We start from the raw sequence: 18,074 nt of genomic DNA on the forward strand, positions 1-18,074 counted from the left end.
AAGGAGACTTTTATCACATACATAGATCAGATCTAATTCAGACTGAATAACGAATCCTTAATTTTTATGCTGTAGCTTATAGCACTCATCTAAGGCGAGTTCATAATATTCAAGCCCTTCCTTTGCCGCTAGGAAAGCTTTTCTTTGCTGCTCAGGGTCTTTATCACACAGGCGTTTAATCAGCTCCATCGCTTCATAGGGATGTAGATCATCATAATGTGCATGTGCTCTTAACCATGCTAGAGAACGCTTATTGATGTTTACTTCAGGATGTTGAGTATAGGTTTGAATCCCTTTATAGACTTGAATGGTCCAGTCACCTGTCGCCCACTCTATCGCAAGATTGGTCGCTGCAATACTCTCTGCTAGACTTCCACGAAAATTAACATCCCACAGGAAGTGATTCACTGCATTCATTGCAACAGGTGGCTTCACGTTATTCAACATTTCAACTGTTAGACCAAAGCCCCCCGCCCAGTCCTGATACCAGTTCAAATGCCGCTCCTCAACTTTGATGTTTTGAATCAACCAGTCTCGGGTTTCGGTTACCCCATCCAGTGAAAAAGCAGTCGCTTTTGCTAGCGATCCCGCCATATAGGAAGGAAAATGTGCGACCAGTGGATAAAAATTCAGTAAGGCTGAACGAAAGCATTCAAGGCTTAAACAGCCATTGGCCATATCTAAGAATAACGGATGTTTACTCACTCGTTCTTTTGAGGGTAATAATTCATCCCAGAATCGTTGCGCCCAACCCGAATGGGGTGTAATTTCTAATTTTGTTCCATATTGATTCATAGCAGTCATTGCGATGCATCCTATTTCGTATGACTTAATCCAATCATCTTCGATGATTGCTGCTTTTTTATAAATTGTATCCTAATACCGTAAAGATACAATCGTTTGTGATTTAGTTTGTAACAGTTTTTATTTCTTGAATCTAATTTAAACTTGAATCATTATATTAGGCAATGACCCTTATATAAAAATTAATATTTTTTTATAATCTAATACACATTCTATTTAAATCAGTGTAACGTAGTAAAAAAATAATCCCTATTTTGACATTTATAACAACATTTGGGAGTGGTGAGAGATAAGATGAAGTTGAAAGCTTCCAATATTTTGGGACAAGAACAAATCGACTTGTTAATTTCTCGCGGGCTAAATTTAGTTTGGTTTCCTAAAGAATTAGAAGTGATCTATCGAGATCAGTACAGAAATGAGGCTGCGCATGAGTTCCGCTATCGCGCCCCTATTATTTTAGGTTTATATCTATTTCTAAGCTTCGGTATTTATCAGGTTTTACCTACAGACCTACGTATTACTTGGATGGCAACCTACGGTTGGGTGGGTATCATCATTACATTGGCATGGTTACTTTCGTTCCTGCCAAGCATGAATAAGTGGTTCGATTACTATGTTTGTATCGGCTCAACTGGTGCCGTTGCAATCTCTTTCACCATCATTAACGTATTGGAGCAAGGGCAAAATAATGTCCTGTTCCATGCCGCGATGATGTATGCGGTGGTCATCATCTATGCTTTTGTAGGAATGCGTTTCTACACAGCCATCATTGCTGGTTGGGTTGGCGGATTGATTGGTATTGCGGCGAGTACATGGTTTAGCGGTGCAATTGACTGGACCTTCCTCAACCGTACTTATACCTTCAGTAGTTTTCTAGGTATGGCACTTGCTTATGCAACTGATCGCCAGCACCGTGAGAACTATTTACAGAACTGTATGATTGAACTCAATCGTTTAGAATTGATGCGACAAGCACAACAGTTGTCTATTTTATCCCAGCAAGATGCTTTAACTGGTCTTGCCAACCGACGCTACCTAGATGAAGTATTGGAAAATGAGTGGAAAAGAGCAACACGCCATGAAATGCCGATTACCATCATGATGATTGATATCGACTTCTTTAAGCTCTACAACGATACTTTAGGACATATTCAAGGCGATCAATGCCTGAGACGTATTGCCATCATGTTGGGCTCTATCGCCTCGCGTAGTGGTGATCTGGCTGCACGTTATGGTGGAGAAGAGTTTCTACTACTCTTTTCAATGACTGACCGTGATCAAGCCATTACTCAGGTACAAAGACTGATGGAGTTAGTACGTAATATTGGAATTTTGCACCCACGTAGCAATGTTTCAAAACATGTGACCATTAGCGTAGGTGTTGCAACAATGGTTCCCTGTGTAGGTGACAGTCTTTCTGAGTTTGTTGCACAGGCGGATCATGCATTATATATCGCAAAAAGTAATGGTCGTAATCAATATCATATTGCAACATCAGATAATATGATTTCTGAAGCATTATAATTCATTAATGATTATTAAATGAATATTAAACTAATTTAATCTAAGTATTTTAAAATGTGACACAAGCCGCAGATATAATAAATTATATGTGCGGCTTAATATTTTTATTATGGTTCGATTGGTTTAAATGGAGCAACAACATCTGCATTTTGTGCACGATGTCTTAAAAAATGATCCATTAACACGATCGCAAGCATTGCTTCAGCAATTGGTGTTGCACGTACACCGACACACGGATCATGACGACCTTTGGTCAATACATCGGTATTTTCTCGCTCAATCGTAATCGTTTTACCTGGCGTAGTAATACTTGCAGTTGGTTTCAGTGCAATCGCCACACGAATGTTTTGACCACTTGAAATCCCACCCAAGATGCCACCTGCATGATTGGCAAGGAAGCCATCTGTCGTCAGTTCGTCACGAGTTTCATGGCCAAATTGTCCCGCTACTGCAAAACCATCACCAATTTCAACACCTTTAACCGCATTGATGCTCATCATGGCGTGGGCAATATCAGCATCTAAACGATCAAATACAGGCTCACCCCAACCGACAGGTACTCTTTCAGCAACAATTTCAAGTTTTGCGCCACAACTGGTCCCTTGCTCACGTAAAGCAGTGACCAACTGTTCAAAACGCGGAACCGCATCCACATCACCGCAGAAGAATGGATTGTTTGGCACTTCTGCCCAATCCAGTTTTTCAGCGACTTCATTACCGATTTGTGTGACATGTCCACGAATATCAATACCAAACTTTTCAGCAAGATATTTTTTGGCAATTGCACCTGCCGCAACACGCATCGCCGTTTCACGCGCACTTGAGCGACCACCGCCACGATAGTCACGGAAACCGTATTTTTGCGTATAAGTGTAATCTGCATGGCCTGGACGGAAAGTTTGAGCAATATTGCCGTAGTCTTTTGATTTCTGATCTGTATTACGGATCAATAAACCAATCGATGTTCCTGTGGTTTTACCTTCGAAAATACCTGAGATAATCTCAACTTGATCTGGTTCTTTACGTTGCGTTGCAAACTTCGATGTTCCCGGTTTACGGCGATCTAAGTCTTTTTGCAGATCGGCTTCACAAAGCTCAAGACCTGGCGGCACGCCATCGACAATCGCCATCAAGCCCGCACCATGTGACTCGCCACAGGTTGTTACTCGAAACAGTTGCCCAATACTATTCCCTGCCATGCTTTAACCCCTTAGTTTTGAACTGATTGCTGAAAGACTTCTTTATAACGGCGGCATTGTTCAGCAGTTAAAGCAAAAATACCAGAACCGCCTTTTTGGAAAGTGAGCCAATGGAAGTCAACTGTATTGAAGTTCTGACGCATTGCCCATTCAGAATTACCCACTTCAATCACAATCAAGCCATCTTCCGTTAAATAATCAGCAGCTTGGGCTAACATTTTACGGACTAAATCTAAGCCATCTTGACCCGCAGCCAGTGCAAGCTCAGGCTCATGTAAGAATTCTTCTGGTAAATCTGCCATATCTTCTGCATCCACATACGGTGGATTACTGACGATCAAGTCATATTGGTTTTCAGCAGGAATTTTTGAGAACAAGTCAGATTCAAGTAAAGCCACTTGATACTGTTTATCATGGTGCTCAGTGTTGATTGAAGCCACTTCCAATGCTTCTTTTGAAATATCAGTCGCATCGACTTCTGATTCTGGAAAAGCATAAGCTAACGCAATCGCAATACAACCTGAACCCGTACACATATCCAAGATACGTTGTGGTGTTTTTGGATTGTTATTTTCAGGCAAGTTGTTTAATGCTTCTAACATACGGCCATTTTCATCTAGGCAGTACGGTGCAAAACGTTGTTCAATCAACTCAGCAATCGGTGAACGTGGAATCAAGACACGCTCATCTACATAGAATGGCTTATTGAAGAAATAGGCCAAGTTCAATAAATATGACGTTGGAATACGATCATTGATACGACGTTCTAACAAGCTGAGAAATTCTGCTTTTTCGCTTGGTAAAAGTTTAGCATCCAGAATTTCAGCATCTGCTTTCCATTCCAGCGATAGCGTTTGTAGTACCAATGCAGAACTCTCTGCAAAATAATCTTGAGTACCTTGACCTAAGTGCGCGTCATATTGACGCAGTGCGGTTACCCCAAAACGAACAAAATCTCGAATGGTTACTAGGTTTTCAGCCGCTTCTTGTATATGTTCAGGGCTGATTGTAGGTCGCTCCACTTAGGCGTCTCCAAAAGTGCTAATTGCAAAACGCTTTATTCTAACGGGATTAAGGTCGTTTTAACAATAAAAAAACCGCCTCTCTATAAGAAGCGGTCGATTAAAACAAGATATTGGCTAAGAACTTATAAACCTAGCTTTTCAGCCACATAATCTGAGTCTTTATCACCACGACCAGAAAGATTCACCACAATCTTAATGTTCTTATCCATTTTAGGTGCTTCACGTAATGCCCAAGCCACAGCATGTGAACTTTCTAAGGCAGGTACAATGCCTTCCACACGTGAAAGTGTCATAAAGGCATCCAAACATTCCTGATCCGTCGCAGTTTCATACTGCACACGACCTAACTCTTTCAGGAAACTATGCTGTGGCCCGACACCCGGATAATCCAAGCCTGAAGCAATCGAATGTACTGGCAACGGCTCACCGTTATCATCTTCCAACACATAACAAGCCATACCATGAATCTGGCCCGGCTTACCCAAAGTCAAAGTGGCTGAGTGCTTATCGGTATCTAGACCATGACCAGCAGGTTCGACACCGACTAATTGAACTTCAGGCGTATTTAAAAATGCGGTGAATGCACCTATCGCATTCGATCCACCACCAACACAGGCAACCACATAATCAGGATTCTGACCAAAACGGCTATTAGACTGAGTTTTGATTTCATTGCCGATAATCGATTGAAAATCACGAACCATTTTCGGGAATGGATGTGGACCAACCACCGAACCAATGGCATAGATATAGTTTTTAGGATCTTTTAAATATTCTTCAAAGGCACTATCCACTGCATCTTTTAAGGTCGCAGTACCTTGTGTCACCGAAACCAGTTTCGCACCCAAGATTTTCATCTTCACAACATTCGGATGTTCTTTTTCGATATCAACCTGCCCCATATGGATTTCACATGGAATACCGACCAGAGCACATGCTGTTGCCAAAGCCACGCCGTGTTGCCCAGCACCCGTCTCAGCAATCACTTTGCTTTTGCCCATATATTTGGCAAGTAACGCTTCCCCCAAACAATGGTTAATCTTATGCGCACCGGTATGGTTTAGATCTTCACGTTTCAGATAAATCTGTGCACCGCCCAATTGATCAGACAAACGTTTGGCATGGAACAATGGACTTGGACGGCCAACATAGTTTTTGAATAAGTCATTCAACTCATCCTGAAACTCAGCGGTATGACGAATCTCTTCATAGGCTGCATTAATTTCGTCCATGGCTTCTTTTAAATGCGGTGGAATGAACTGACCACCAAAGTTGCCAAAGAAACCTGCTTCATTGGGCAAAGCAACGCCATTAATTTGATGTTCCATGTCTTTTCCTGTTCTTATAAAGTCTTAATATAAAGTTTTAACGCGATAGGTAGCGTGTCATGTCCTCAAGCCCCTTCAAGGTCATTGGAAACATGTGATTCTCAAAAATTTCTTTGATCCAGTTAATGGTTTGGGTGTAATGCCAGTAACCTTCCATTTCAGGGTTCAACCAAGCGGTTTTGTCGAAATGCTGACGTAAACGTCTAAGCCACACTTCACCCGACTCTTCATTCATATATTCAACTGAGCCACCCGCAGATTTTAATTCATACGGCGCCATACTGGCATCACCAACCACGATGACCCGATAATCACGTCCATAAGTATGGAACAGATCCCAAGTATTCATACGGGTTGAACTACGGCGATGGTTATCCTTCCACACATGATCATACAGACAGTTATGGAAATAGAAATATTCGAGGGTTTTAAACTCAGATTTGGCCGCACTGAATAGCTTTTCACACTCAGCGATATAGGCATCCATCGAACCACCAACATCAAACAGCATGAGCACTTTAATGCGGTTACGACGCTCTGGAACCAGTTGCACATCCAAAATGCCTTGTTTTGCTGTCTCGCGAATAGTGCCATCGACATCGAGCTCTTCAGCAGCACCTTGACGTGCAAATTTACGCAAACGACGTAAGGCAATTTGCATTTGACGGGTTCCCAAAACCTGATCATCATCCAGATTTTGGTATTTACGTTGTTCCCAAACTTTAACCGCCGAACGTTTACGCCCTGGCCCACCAATACGAACACCTTCAGGATGATCACCAAACGCACCAAAAGGTGAAGTTCCCCCAGTGCCAATCATACGATTGCCACCCTGATGTTTTTTATGCTGTTCACGTAAGCGTTCTTCCAGCATTTTCATCAATTCTTCGAGAGAACCCGCTTTTTGCAATTCTGCACGTTGCTCAGGCGTAAGATGCTTCTCTAACAGCTCAAGATCAAACCAGTCTTTAGGTAACTTGTGAACTTGTTTCAGCAGTTCGTCTAAATCAAAAGTTTCGATGCCGTCAAAATAATCTTTCATGGCACGATCGAACTTATCAAAAAAGCGCTCATCTTTGACTAAAACCGTTTTAGCCAATTGATAGAACTGTTCCTGATCTGCAAACACAAGACCTGACGCTACCGCCTGATTAAGATCAATGAGCTCACGTGTTGTTACAGGTACGCCATATTTGCGTAAGGTGTAAAACAGTCGCACAAACATTTTTAAACACTCTTAGCGGCGTGACATAAAGGCTAAACGTTCAAGCAATTGCACATCTTGTTCATTTTTAATCAGTGCGCCATACAATGGTGGAATCGCTTTGGATTTATCATGATTACGCAGCACTTCTTCTGGCATATCATCTGCCATCAACAGGCTTAACCAATCAATGAGTTCTGATGTTGACGGTGGTTTCTTTAAATTCGGAACTTCACGTAATTTAAAGAACACCTGTAAGGCTTCACTCACCAAGGTATTTGAAATATTCGGGAAATGGACCGCAATGATGTCACGCATGGTTGCATCATCAGGGAATTCGATATAATGGAAGAAACAGCGACGCAAGAACGCATCTGGCAGTTCCTTCTCATTATTCGAGGTAATGATCACGATCGGGCGTTGTGTTGCAGTAATGGTCTCACCGGTCTCATAAACATAAAACGACATTTTGTCGAGTTCATGCAATAAGTCATTTGGAAATTCGATATCCGCCTTGTCGATTTCATCAATCAACAATACACAACGCTCTTCGCTGGTAAATGCTTCCCACAATTTACCGGGTTTAATATAGTTTTTAATGTCATAGACACGATCATCACCTAACTGGCTATCACGCAAACGTGAAACAGCATCATATTCATACAGACCTTGCTGGGCTTTGGTGGTTGATTTGATATGCCACGTAATCAGCTTCAAACCCAAGCTTTCAGCCACTTGCTCTGCAAGTAGTGTTTTACCAGTACCTGGCTCACCTTTCACCAATAATGGTTTTTGTAAAGCACGAGCAGCTTTCACTGCAAGTTTCAGGCTATCGGTCGCAATATATTGATCTGTACCAGTGAAGTGTTGTGTATCAGCAGACATTTTAAAACCTTATTTTTCTATATTTAACATCGTATCTAAACTGAACGTGCAGTTTTATTTGCAGTGTATTTTGACCAGCAGAAGCCGATCAGTAACCCCGTACCAATGACAAATAAAATCAATGATAAGTTAGACCAGACTAAGACATGTTCTTTGGTGAGGACACCAAAAAGCAAACCAAAAATGGCTGGTGCTAAGGCCGAGTTTGGACCTTCTGAAATTGTTGGAGTCGCAAGAACGGCAAAAGCGACAATCCAGAGGATGCCACCAATTGGATTGGGTAAGCGTGACATCAAACGATACCAACACCACAATGCAATGAGCGTCCCTGTAACATAAACAATGATCGCAACATTTTCTTCTGGAAATTGATCCAGAACCGAAAGAATGTTAGACCATATCGCTGTTAAAGTCTCAAGCACCACGTAAGCCCTCTGGTTCTACCGCATTCGGATTAATTAATCCTTCTGGTGGCATCTGAATAAAAAAGCCTTTGGTATTTAATGAATCTAACACATGTAAAACGTTAGCACGTGCAAGTTTACGCTCATTATGAAGTTCTAAATGCATGACAAAGGTCGCTTTGCCGAATGCTTGTAGAACTGTTTCTGGAACACCTTCAAATGGGTTTTCTTGTTCCTTGTCATCAGGATAATTTGGACGAGCAATATACATATACATTTCATCTTTTTTGCTCGATCTATAAATATCGCAGTGCATGTTTACTCACATCTATTAACAATCAAAGACAGCATACATGAAAATAAAAATGGATACATTAACGATTGTTAACGCTGGAGTCGTGTTTTTGCACGGTTTAAATGGCAAGTACAGAACGAAAAGACAAAACGATGTATCAAAATAAAAAAAGAGCGAATCATTGATTCACTCTTTGCTGTTTATCGTACCACTTTCATTTGTGTGGAAAGATATTCAATATCTTCTTTTAATAACGCAATCAATGGTTGTGTCAGAATGTCATAGCGCCAACCCATTAAATAACTTGGTAAGGACTGCTCATCTAAATGAAAGACCACATGTTCATAGATCGCATTCATCCATTTTTTACGTAGTAATACTTCTTTTGGTATCCCAGTTTTTAAGACTACACTTTCAATCAACGCATCAATTTTGGGTGCAACTTCTTTAGAATTACTCTTGATCGGTTTAGCCATGCGCAATGGCCATTCATCCTCTGGCGGTAAGAACTTGAGTAAATCAAGAATCATTTTGCCATGTTCGCGTACAATGTGCGGACGAATATCTTTAATTCGTGCCAACTGAAAATTATTGCGAGGATTCTTTTCCACCAAATCAATCATGGTGGAGTTTCTCAGAATAAAGCTACGCGGCTGATTCAGCGCCTTGGTAATCTGCTCTCGCCAAATGCTGAGTTGTTGCAATTGCATCAACTCACGGCGCGAATGGCGATAATTACCAATATCAGTGTACAACTCTGCCAATGGTGTTTCCATCGCAATCTCTTTGGTGAGATTCTGACAATCTTCCAATACGTATTGATACAGCCCTTTTGCTTTTAGATCTGTTTTCAATGCATCTGCAAGTTTGCTTAAATAGATTACATCATTTGCCGCATAGCACATCTGCTCTTGCGTTAATGGTCTAGCAAGCCAATCCGAACGAGTCTGATCTTTTTCAATCTCAATATTCAAACAGGTTTTAAGCGCATTTTGATAACTAACTTGAAGCCCATGGCCTAGAAATGCCAACGCAACTTGGGTATCGAATACATTATTTAATGGTTTTTGGTCAGCATAATGATAGATCAGATCAATATCTTCGCCACAGGCATGAAAAATATTCTGTTGTGCAGCAAAAATTTTCGGCCAAAAATTGCTGAGATCCAATGCGGTGCCATCAAGCAATAGAATTTGACCATTCAAATTGATTTGGCAGACACCAAGTTTAGGATATAAGGTATCGACCTTAATAAACTCGGTATCAAGGGCGTAGACAGAACACTGTTCCATCTGCTTGAGGAGAACAGCTAAATCTTGTTGCTGTTGGATAAACTGAAACATGTGTGCTCAAGTAAAATAATAAAGAACCATGTGCAATAAAACTGCCCAATGTCAGTCATTGCTCAACTGAAAAATACAAAAAAATTAATTGGTATTCCACATGCAAGACATGAAATTACTCCTCTTCCATTCATCAAAAAACGAAAATCCTTTTCGCCCGTCAATAGTGCCACAAATCACAATAAATAGATCTACGATAATGTTAGACAATATGTAAAATTTAATTATTTGTTTAAATTAACAGCATGAATTTAATATAAATATATAAAAATGCGAATGAACTCAGCTATTTCATTCGCATACGGTTATGTACAGCTTGACTTAAGGTATGACTATCTACATATTCCAGTTCACCACCTTGTGGCACACCTTGCGCAATTCGAGTCATGTGAATCGGTAAATGCTTGGTTGCTTCAACTAAATAATGTGCAGTCGCTTGCCCTTCTACCGTCGCATTAGTGGCTAAAATCACCTCTTGAATCTGCCCTGCGCTGAGCCGCTGAATCAAGTATGGAATTCCGATCTCTTCCGGGCCGATACCATCCAATGGAGAAAGGTGTCCTCCGAGAACATGGTACTTCCCACGAAAACTGCCACTCTGCTCAATTGCCATCACATCTGCTGGTGATTCAACTACACAAAGCAATTGTTCATCTCGCTCTACTGAAGCACAAATATCACAGATTTCATTTTCTGTTAATGAATGACAAATATGGCACTCATGAATATGGCTCGATGCTTCATGTAAAGCATGAGAAAGCGCAAATGCACCTTCACGGTTTTTCATTAACAAATGTAATGCCATACGCTGTGCTGATTTGGGACCAACACTTGGCAATATACGTAATGCTTGAACTAATTGTTCAAATCGTTCACTAAACACAAATCAACTCTCATAATCTCCCTTGCGGAGCTACAACCGCTCCTCACCCATCTTTAATAACGAGGGGTACTCCTCCCTTTTTTTAAAGGGAGGCCGGGAGGGATTTAAAATAAACCAGATAAGCCAGGTGGTAAGCCCATACCAGTGTTCGCACCTTTTAACTTCTCTTCAGAAATGGCTTCTGCTTGACGTGCGGCATCATTCATCGCAGCAGCAATCAAATCTTCAATCATATCTGCTTCGTCTTGTAATAAATCAGGACTAATTTCGATACGCTTAACCACATTACGGCAAGTCATGGTTACTTTAACTAAACCACCGCCAGCTTCCGCATGAACTTCAGTTTTTGCAAGCTCTTCTTTGGCTTTTTTAAGATTTGATTCCATATCTTTTTGCATGCGCTGAGCTTGCTGCATGAGCATATTAATGTTCATAAGTTTCTCTCGTTAAATTAAATCTAAACCGCGTGATATGTCGCGAATAATATCATCAATGTCTTCTAAACCAACAGACACACGAATCAAACCTTCTTCAATTCCTGCAGCTTGTTTAGCTTCGGCCGACATTCTACCATGCGAGGTCGTTGCTGGATGCGTAATTGTTGACTTAACATCACCTAGATTACTGGTAATCGACAAGAAACGGGTGTTATCGATCACGGTCCAAGCGCCTTCACGTTGGCCTTTCACCACAAAAGATACAACACCACCAAAACCTTTTTGTTGTTTTTTCGCCAACTCATGTCCAGGATGATCGACCAAACCTGCGTAGTACACCTTTTCAACTTTTTCATGTTGATGCAGCCATTCCGCTAATTTTTGTGCACTTTCGCAATGGGCTTTCATACGAATGCTCAGTGTTTCCAAGCCTTTCAAGAAAATCCATGCATTGAATGGACTCATTGAGTTACCCAAAGTACGAATTACACCATTTACTTCTTCAAGCAAGTCATTTTTACCAACAACTGCACCACCAAGCGCACGACCTTGACCATCGATATATTTTGTTGCTGAATAAAGTACTAAATCCGCACCAAACTTCATCGGTTGCTGTAATACTGGCGTACAGAAGCAGTTATCGACTGCAAATAAAGCACCATTGGCATGGGCGATATCTGCAATGGCCTGCATATCACCCACTTGTGCCAATGGATTTGACGGCGTTTCAATAAAGAGAATACGCGTGTTTGGACGAATCGCCTGTTTCCAGCCTTCAAGATCATCTAAATCGACAAAAGTCACTTCAACGGCAAATTTCGCGACATATTTTTCAAATAATGCAATGATTGAACCGAATACCGCACGAGAACAAATGACATGGTCGCCCGCTTTTAAATAGGCCATACACATTGCATGTACCGCAGCCATACCAGAACTGGTCGCGACTGCACGTTCTGCGCCATCCAGTACCGCTAAACGCTTTTCAAAAGCCTGTACGGTTGGATTGGTATAACGTGAATAGGTATTACCAGCGATTTGCCCAGAGAATTTTGCTGCAGCATCAGCCGCACTTTCGCACACAAATGATGAGGTCAGGAAAATTGGCTCACTATGCTCACCTTCAGAGGTACGATCATGCCCTGTGCGAATTGCCAGTGTCTCTAGTTGGTATTCTAAATCATCGCTTGGATTCATCGTTCTGTATGCCTTATGATCATAATGAAGAAATATGCCAATATTTTGAGCGCCTAAGGTATTTAAGGTCAAGGCGTAAGATGAAATTATCGCTTAGACTTCGTGCAATCTTGACTCATGATGAGACTTTCTAAGATGAAATCGCTTGTGGAACAGCAAAAAATAAATTTTAAACATCTGGCTATGCGTGTCTTCGATGCCGACAAACTGGTTTTGTCTCAATCGACACCCTATCAAGTGATTGCACAATTCAAACAAACCCGTGTCCGTTTCTATGCTTCAGAGAAAAAACTCTATAAAGAACCACTGGTGTTCGTTGCACCTTTAGCAATCAATATGGATATCTATGACCTGTATCCTTACCGTTCATTGGTCAAACACTTTCAGGAAAGCGGTTTTGATGTGTATCTAATTGATTGGGGTAAACTGACTTATAAAAATTATCAGATTAACTTTCTATCTTTTATTGATAACTTTATTCCTAAATGTATTGAAGCCATTCAACAACATTCTAAATCTGAAAAAATTTCACTACATGGTTGGAGTATGGCGGGGATTTTCGTCACGCTTTATACCGCACGCCATCAGCCGAGTGTAGTGAAAAATCTTGTGGTCTTAGGTAGTCCGATCGACAGCTATGCTTCGGGTTATATTGGCAAGTTATATAAAACTTTGGCTTATCTGACTAACCGTAACCCCACCATTAAAGATTACATCTATAACCGTTTACCGAAGTTAATGATTCATTCACCAGGCTTCCTAAACTCGCTTGGATTCAAACTGTTAGATCCTAAAGGCTGGATTGATGGCAATATCCAGTTATTGAAAAACTTGGATAATCTAAAGTTGGTACAAGAAGATGCGACGCTTAGCCACTTCTTAAATAACATGATTGATTATCCGGGTGGTGTGAATCAGGACATGCTATTTAATGTCTGGTTGCAGAATCCTTTAAAAAATGGCGCAATTCAGCTCAAGAACAAAACTATTGAACTCAAAAACATCAATTGTTCTCTATTCGTGGGTGCAGGTAAAGGCGATCAACTGGTGACTTCTGAGTCCGCATTCCCGCTGACCCAGTTGACAAGCAGCCAAGATGTCACGTTTACTCTTATCCCTGGCGGGCACTTAGGTTTAATGTCCAGTCAAAACAGTTCCATTGAGTTCTGGCCAACACTGGCGACATGGTTAGCCGAACGATCAACACAAATAAAAAGGTAAAGTATGACTCAATCTGTTGCATTCATTGGTTTAGGCGCTATGGGCTATCGTATGGCGGCGCATCTTCCTAAATATTTCGAAAACGTTTATGTCTGGAATCGAAATTTTAGTAAAGCAGAACAGCATGCAACAGAATATGGAACTCAAGCCGTTGAACTTGCTCAAGCGGTTCAGGCCGATATTATCTTTTCTTGTTTACCGACCAGCGATGATGTTGAAGCATTAATCGAAGGTATTGAAATTAAGTCGGGCTCGATCTGGATTGACTGCACCAGTGGAGTGCCCGAAGCAGCACGCCGTCTGGCTGAGAAATTAAAAGCTCAAGATGTGGACTTTTTGGATGCACCCGTCAGTGGGCAAACGGTTGGCGCTGAAAATGCAACCTTAACCGTCATGGTGGGCGGCGATGTCAATGCTTTTGAACGTGCTTACCCAGCAATGGCAGCCGTCGGAAAATTAATTCAACATGTCGGTGAATCTGGTGCTGGCTTTGCGGTAAAAGCCATTAACAATATGTTGCTCGCTGTGAATTTATGGTCTGTTGCCGAAGGATTTAGTACCTTAAAAGCACATGGTGTCAATCTGGATGCCGCACTGAACTGTATTAATGCTTCTAGCGGCAAAAGTCTAGTTACCGAAACCATTTTCCCGCAGCGCGTATTAAGTCGTGAGTTTCCTGTGACGTTTGGATTACCTTTACTGGCGAAAGATACAGGCATCGCGCTTGATCTCGTCAAGGATGCCAAGCTCCCTGCTCCGATTTTGTCGTTAACGCAAAGTTTGATTCAAGCAGCGAATTTAACTGCTGAGCCCAATAGTGACTTCTCTGCAGCCGTTAAATTGTATGAGTCGTGGAGTAAAATTACCCTGAAATAAGAGAATTTTAGTGTAAAAGTCTTTTTAAAACATCAAAACCGCTCTATTGAGCGGTTTTTTAAAACATATAAAAAATTGTTATTTATAAACTTTATATATCAGACTCTCTTGAAAACCACCTCATTCACTGATGCACAAATCCTAATTTCATCACCAAGCGACCACTCTGCTGCTCTCGCCGCCATCGCAGCAGGTACACCATGCGATCCTGGCCCTGCTGGCACATCATATGTTGCATGGGCGTCATGTGGTAACAATACGTCATAACCAAGCTCTAATGCAGCACGTGCAGTTGCTGCAACACACATCTCGGATAGAACACCACATATTGCGAAAGACTTAATCTCGTGATCGTCCAATATCTGTTGAAGTAGGGTTCCATTAAAACCATTATCTTGATTTTTTCTTATGATAAATTCATGAGATTGTGGCGGAAAAAATAGCTCCCAACCAGCTTGGCATGGTTCATCTAAAGCCCCTATATCTCCATCATTTTGCAAGAAGATCACGGGAGTCTTAGTCAAGCGAGCTTTAGCAAGTAAAATACTGATCGATGAAGTGAGTTGTTTAGAGTCAGGCACAGCACCACGTCCTAATACAAAAGCATTTTGCATATCTACTACAATCAGTGCATCTACTACATTTAGTTGAGTTGAGATAAGTATCTCCTTATGTTTAAAGTTTAATTCGGTTAAAGATCTCGATCATTTATTATTCACAGCAATTTCAAAAAACCTTTCATCACAGATTAAAACAGCATATATCCGCATATCTATCTCATATACATATTCAGTCGCTTCACATAAGCGACGACCTTCTTTATGTATAAAGTATCTTGGAGAGGTTTTACCCATTTTTCTAAGCAAATCTCTTTCACCCATGTGAATAAATTCGTAGGATGAATGCGTTGAATAAATCCAGCCGTGCTAGAAATTCTATAACTTAAAATAAGAAAACCCTCATATATAATGAGGGCTTCCTTGATAATTCTGATCTAAATTATCCGTATTTTTTTGCAAACTCTTCATCACTTGAGCATAGATAAATGATGAATTCAATAAATGCGATAAGTGAAGGAATAAAAGTCCAACAAAAGATTAGATATAAAAATCCTTGCCCACACGCACAGAAAAATTTCCGTTTGACTCATTAATTTATTCCAATCTTTTATTTATTGCGTCGAGGTTCTCTCTACTATTAGGGGATACAAAAAACCCACGTCTAAACGTGGGTCAATGTCTTCAAGCAATAGCGAATAAATCTACACAGCCCCAACATATCGATAAATACTGCCGTCTTTGGGATTTTCAAAGAGTAAATCCATATTTGGTAGAAGAATCTCCCCTTCAACTTCAATGTGCTCAATTCGTTTAAAGAAGGGAATTTCTTGATCATTGACAGCTTTTACTTTGGCTGTCGCGATCTTCTCGGCCTCAAATTGATCCTTTACCTTAATTTTTATAGTGTTCATTAAAAACTCCAATTTTTTAAATTTTAAATACAACAGCGAAACGAAAATTTAGAACGATGAAATAGCTGAGTAAGCCAACGGCATCGCAAAGAAAGTTAAAACAAATGCTGCTGAACGTTGTAAGTTACGTTGATTCAGCCAAGAGATTTTGTTGGAAATTAAAATAGATCCAAATGCAATCCATAAAAAAGCAATTGGAGTGATCAGTGCTAAGAACGTTCCCATATGAACAACATATTCATGTAGGTTGAGCCAAGCAGTGTGTGGAAAAATAGCTGAAGCAAATAATAAAGCTTTAGGATTAAGTAAGGTTGCTACAAACAAAGCCTTAGAGGTAATCAAAGGTTGATCCAAATCTAACTCTTTTGTTGAAGTAATCCATAACTTAATTGCCAAATAGATAATAAAAGTCGCACTCAGTAACTTAATGAGCGGTGGTAGCCAAGGCACAACGTGTGAAACAGACTCAAGTAAAAAGCCCCATGTCGTAATGGCAATAAAATAACCAACAACCTCTGCGGGGATCAATTTCAGTGAACCTTTAATACCCGTTTGGATTCCAGACGAAGCCAATAATGTATTCGTTGGACCAGGTGTTAGTAAGATCGTAATGATCAAACCAATAAATAGAAATGACACCATAGACAAATACCTTTGCTAAGTTTCGCAAACGCAATATGGCAAACTAAATCTAGTCTTGTCGACAAATTGGTTGTAACCAAAAATATTGTTTTCATTTTTTTACATTATAAATCAGTGTCTTATTTTATTAAAAATTAAATTCAGAACTTAATCAACTTCGCATAAAAACGAGATTAAAATCACATTTTCTTAATAATTCCATGTAGATAGCCCAACCCTAGTTTACATAATATTTCAATTCTCAATAAAAGTTCATAGATAAAATAAAAGTATGAAGTCTGCGTACTTGGTTACAGACTAAAGTATACAAAGTATTGTTTTTTCTATATAACATGAGTTCAACCTTCAAAATGAGCGTACCCATGATGAAGTCTGTAAGGCTTTTATACGTAAGTAAAATTAAGAATATTGACTCGAACTTAAAAAAAGATTTGATTAAAATCCTCGATGAAGCTGTAGACTTTAATTATCGTAATGATATTAGAGGTGTTTTATATTATGGTCATGGCTATTTTGTACAATGCTTAGAAGGTCAAAAGAGCATCGTTGATGATTTATTTTATAACAAAATTGTGAAAGATAAACGCCATATCAATTGTGAAATTCTCTATTACACTGAGTGTGAGAATCAATTTTTTTCACAATGGTCTATGAAATTTTCACCAGTCAACCAGAATATTTCAGACTTTTTCATGAAGTACCATTTAGAAGAATTCAACCCTTACCTGCTAACGGCTGAAACCGTTGAGAAATTTGTTTCTGTTTTAGCTGGTGAACCTGAATATGATGTACAAGCATATGTTTCGTGAGTGAATAAATTATTCATTGAAATTAAATGTCTAAAAGTACCCTTACCAGATAAATTTTACCAATCGGAATAAAATTTAACAAAAAAAAATTGAATGAATTGCCCATTAGTGCTTATATATATTGCGAAGAGGACGACCTCTTTGTTCAATTTTTCAAGCTTTGGGACGACCTAAAAAATATTATTAATGAGGTGTCGAAATGGCTTGGGCTTATTTAATTTTAGCTGGTATTTTTGAAATCGTATGGGCATATTCTATGAAAATGTCTGACGGTTTTACCAAGCTCACCCCTAGCATCATTACCATTGTATTCATGATTTTGAGTTTCGGTTTACTGGCTGTCTCTATGAAGACCTTGCCTTTAGGCACTGCTTATACGATTTGGGTCGGAATCGGAGCTGTTGGTGCCTTCCTGATTGGAATATTCTTCTTACATGAACCTATGGGTTTTTTACGCCTATTAGCAGCAGCATCTATTGTATTCGGTGTGGTATTGATGAAAGTGACAACACCTTAGTTTTCAATTG

The 18,074-nt window shown here is 40.1% G+C and carries 21 protein-coding genes; 5 read left to right on the forward strand and 16 right to left on the reverse strand.

Annotated features, from left to right (window positions below; genetic code table 11):
* Positions 1-57: 57 nt before the first annotated feature.
* Positions 58-804: an iron-containing redox enzyme family protein gene (locus F885_RS12180; RefSeq protein ID WP_005315543.1), complete on the reverse strand. Its 747-nt coding sequence runs from the start codon at positions 802-804 to the stop codon at positions 58-60.
* Positions 805-1,098: 294 nt separating this feature from the next.
* Between F885_RS12180 and F885_RS12175 the strand changes: the two genes are divergently transcribed.
* The gene (locus F885_RS12175; protein WP_005315547.1) at positions 1,099-2,328 is read left to right on the forward strand and encodes a GGDEF domain-containing protein; all 1,230 of its coding nucleotides are present in this window, start codon (positions 1,099-1,101) and stop codon (positions 2,326-2,328) included.
* A 107-nt stretch (positions 2,329-2,435) separates the two neighbouring features.
* Here F885_RS12175 and aroC read toward each other — a convergent pair whose 3' ends face one another.
* From aroC to F885_RS12120, 11 genes are all read right to left on the reverse strand, one after another.
* Complete coding sequence (aroC, locus tag F885_RS12170; RefSeq protein WP_005315548.1) at positions 2,436-3,527, reverse strand: chorismate synthase; 1,092 nt, start codon at positions 3,525-3,527, stop codon at positions 2,436-2,438.
* A gap of 11 nt (positions 3,528-3,538) precedes the next feature.
* Positions 3,539-4,549 carry a 50S ribosomal protein L3 N(5)-glutamine methyltransferase gene (prmB, locus tag F885_RS12165; RefSeq protein WP_005315552.1) on the reverse strand — a complete coding sequence of 337 codons (1,011 nt, stop codon included), beginning with the start codon at positions 4,547-4,549 and terminating at the stop codon, positions 3,539-3,541.
* Positions 4,550-4,674: 125 nt separating this feature from the next.
* Entirely contained in the window at positions 4,675-5,880 is a 1,206-nt protein-coding gene (trpB, locus tag F885_RS12160; RefSeq protein ID WP_005315555.1) for a tryptophan synthase subunit beta, read from the reverse strand.
* A gap of 37 nt (positions 5,881-5,917) precedes the next feature.
* A complete protein-coding gene (locus tag F885_RS12155) occupies positions 5,918-7,105 on the reverse strand; it encodes a vWA domain-containing protein (protein ID WP_004653418.1) in 1,188 nt (395 codons plus the stop codon).
* 12 nt (positions 7,106-7,117) lie between these two features.
* Positions 7,118-7,969, reverse strand: coding sequence for an AAA family ATPase (locus tag F885_RS12150; protein WP_004653417.1), 852 nt, complete (start codon positions 7,967-7,969; stop codon positions 7,118-7,120).
* Between the two features lie 35 nt (positions 7,970-8,004).
* Positions 8,005-8,391, reverse strand: a complete 387-nt coding sequence (locus tag F885_RS12145; protein WP_032859243.1) for a hypothetical protein — start codon at positions 8,389-8,391, stop codon at positions 8,005-8,007.
* Complete coding sequence (locus F885_RS12140) at positions 8,384-8,689, reverse strand: YcgL domain-containing protein (RefSeq protein WP_004653415.1); 306 nt, start codon at positions 8,687-8,689, stop codon at positions 8,384-8,386. The genes F885_RS12145 and F885_RS12140 overlap by 8 nt, the downstream gene beginning before the upstream one ends.
* Before the next feature lie 179 nt (positions 8,690-8,868).
* Positions 8,869-10,011: a ribonuclease D gene (locus F885_RS12135; RefSeq protein WP_005315565.1), complete on the reverse strand. Its 1,143-nt coding sequence runs from the start codon at positions 10,009-10,011 to the stop codon at positions 8,869-8,871.
* Between the two features lie 286 nt (positions 10,012-10,297).
* Positions 10,298-10,894: a recombination mediator RecR gene (gene recR / locus F885_RS12130; protein WP_004653413.1), complete on the reverse strand. Its 597-nt coding sequence runs from the start codon at positions 10,892-10,894 to the stop codon at positions 10,298-10,300.
* A 104-nt stretch (positions 10,895-10,998) separates the two neighbouring features.
* The gene (locus F885_RS12125) at positions 10,999-11,328 is read right to left on the reverse strand and encodes a YbaB/EbfC family nucleoid-associated protein (protein WP_004653412.1); all 330 of its coding nucleotides are present in this window, start codon (positions 11,326-11,328) and stop codon (positions 10,999-11,001) included.
* A 12-nt stretch (positions 11,329-11,340) separates the two neighbouring features.
* Positions 11,341-12,528, reverse strand: coding sequence for an O-succinylhomoserine sulfhydrylase (locus tag F885_RS12120; RefSeq protein WP_005315581.1), 1,188 nt, complete (start codon positions 12,526-12,528; stop codon positions 11,341-11,343).
* A gap of 135 nt (positions 12,529-12,663) precedes the next feature.
* On the opposite strand from F885_RS12120, the gene F885_RS12115 reads away from it, so the two are divergent.
* Positions 12,664-13,749, forward strand: coding sequence for an alpha/beta fold hydrolase (locus F885_RS12115; RefSeq protein ID WP_005315584.1), 1,086 nt, complete (start codon positions 12,664-12,666; stop codon positions 13,747-13,749).
* A 3-nt stretch (positions 13,750-13,752) separates the two neighbouring features.
* Complete coding sequence (locus F885_RS12110; protein WP_005315588.1) at positions 13,753-14,625, forward strand: NAD(P)-dependent oxidoreductase; 873 nt, start codon at positions 13,753-13,755, stop codon at positions 14,623-14,625.
* A 98-nt stretch (positions 14,626-14,723) separates the two neighbouring features.
* Here the strand turns inward: F885_RS12110 and F885_RS12105 are convergent, their stop codons facing one another.
* The 4 genes from F885_RS12105 to F885_RS12095 form a co-directional block, all read right to left on the reverse strand.
* A complete protein-coding gene (locus tag F885_RS12105; protein ID WP_050560230.1) occupies positions 14,724-15,254 on the reverse strand; it encodes an isochorismatase family protein in 531 nt (176 codons plus the stop codon).
* 75 nt (positions 15,255-15,329) lie between these two features.
* Positions 15,330-15,506, reverse strand: coding sequence for a hypothetical protein (locus F885_RS21010; protein WP_171068197.1), 177 nt, complete (start codon positions 15,504-15,506; stop codon positions 15,330-15,332).
* Positions 15,507-15,886: 380 nt separating this feature from the next.
* Complete coding sequence (locus F885_RS12100) at positions 15,887-16,096, reverse strand: hypothetical protein (RefSeq protein ID WP_004807234.1); 210 nt, start codon at positions 16,094-16,096, stop codon at positions 15,887-15,889.
* Positions 16,097-16,144: 48 nt separating this feature from the next.
* Entirely contained in the window at positions 16,145-16,738 is a 594-nt protein-coding gene (locus tag F885_RS12095) for a LysE family translocator (RefSeq protein WP_005315593.1), read from the reverse strand.
* A 365-nt stretch (positions 16,739-17,103) separates the two neighbouring features.
* Here F885_RS12095 and F885_RS12090 point away from each other — a divergent pair, with 365 nt between their 5' ends.
* Together F885_RS12090 and F885_RS12085 are read left to right on the forward strand one after the other, a co-directional pair.
* Positions 17,104-17,547 (forward strand): BLUF domain-containing protein, encoded by a 444-nt coding sequence (locus tag F885_RS12090; protein WP_026057554.1) that lies wholly within the window; start codon positions 17,104-17,106, stop codon positions 17,545-17,547.
* A 199-nt stretch (positions 17,548-17,746) separates the two neighbouring features.
* Positions 17,747-18,064 carry a DMT family transporter gene (locus tag F885_RS12085; RefSeq protein WP_005315596.1) on the forward strand — a complete coding sequence of 106 codons (318 nt, stop codon included), beginning with the start codon at positions 17,747-17,749 and terminating at the stop codon, positions 18,062-18,064.
* Positions 18,065-18,074: the final 10 nt, after the last annotated feature.

Origin of the sequence: Acinetobacter higginsii (genome assembly GCF_000369845.1) — a bacterium.
In the GTDB taxonomy this organism is placed as follows: Bacteria; Pseudomonadota; Gammaproteobacteria; order Pseudomonadales; family Moraxellaceae; genus Acinetobacter; species Acinetobacter higginsii.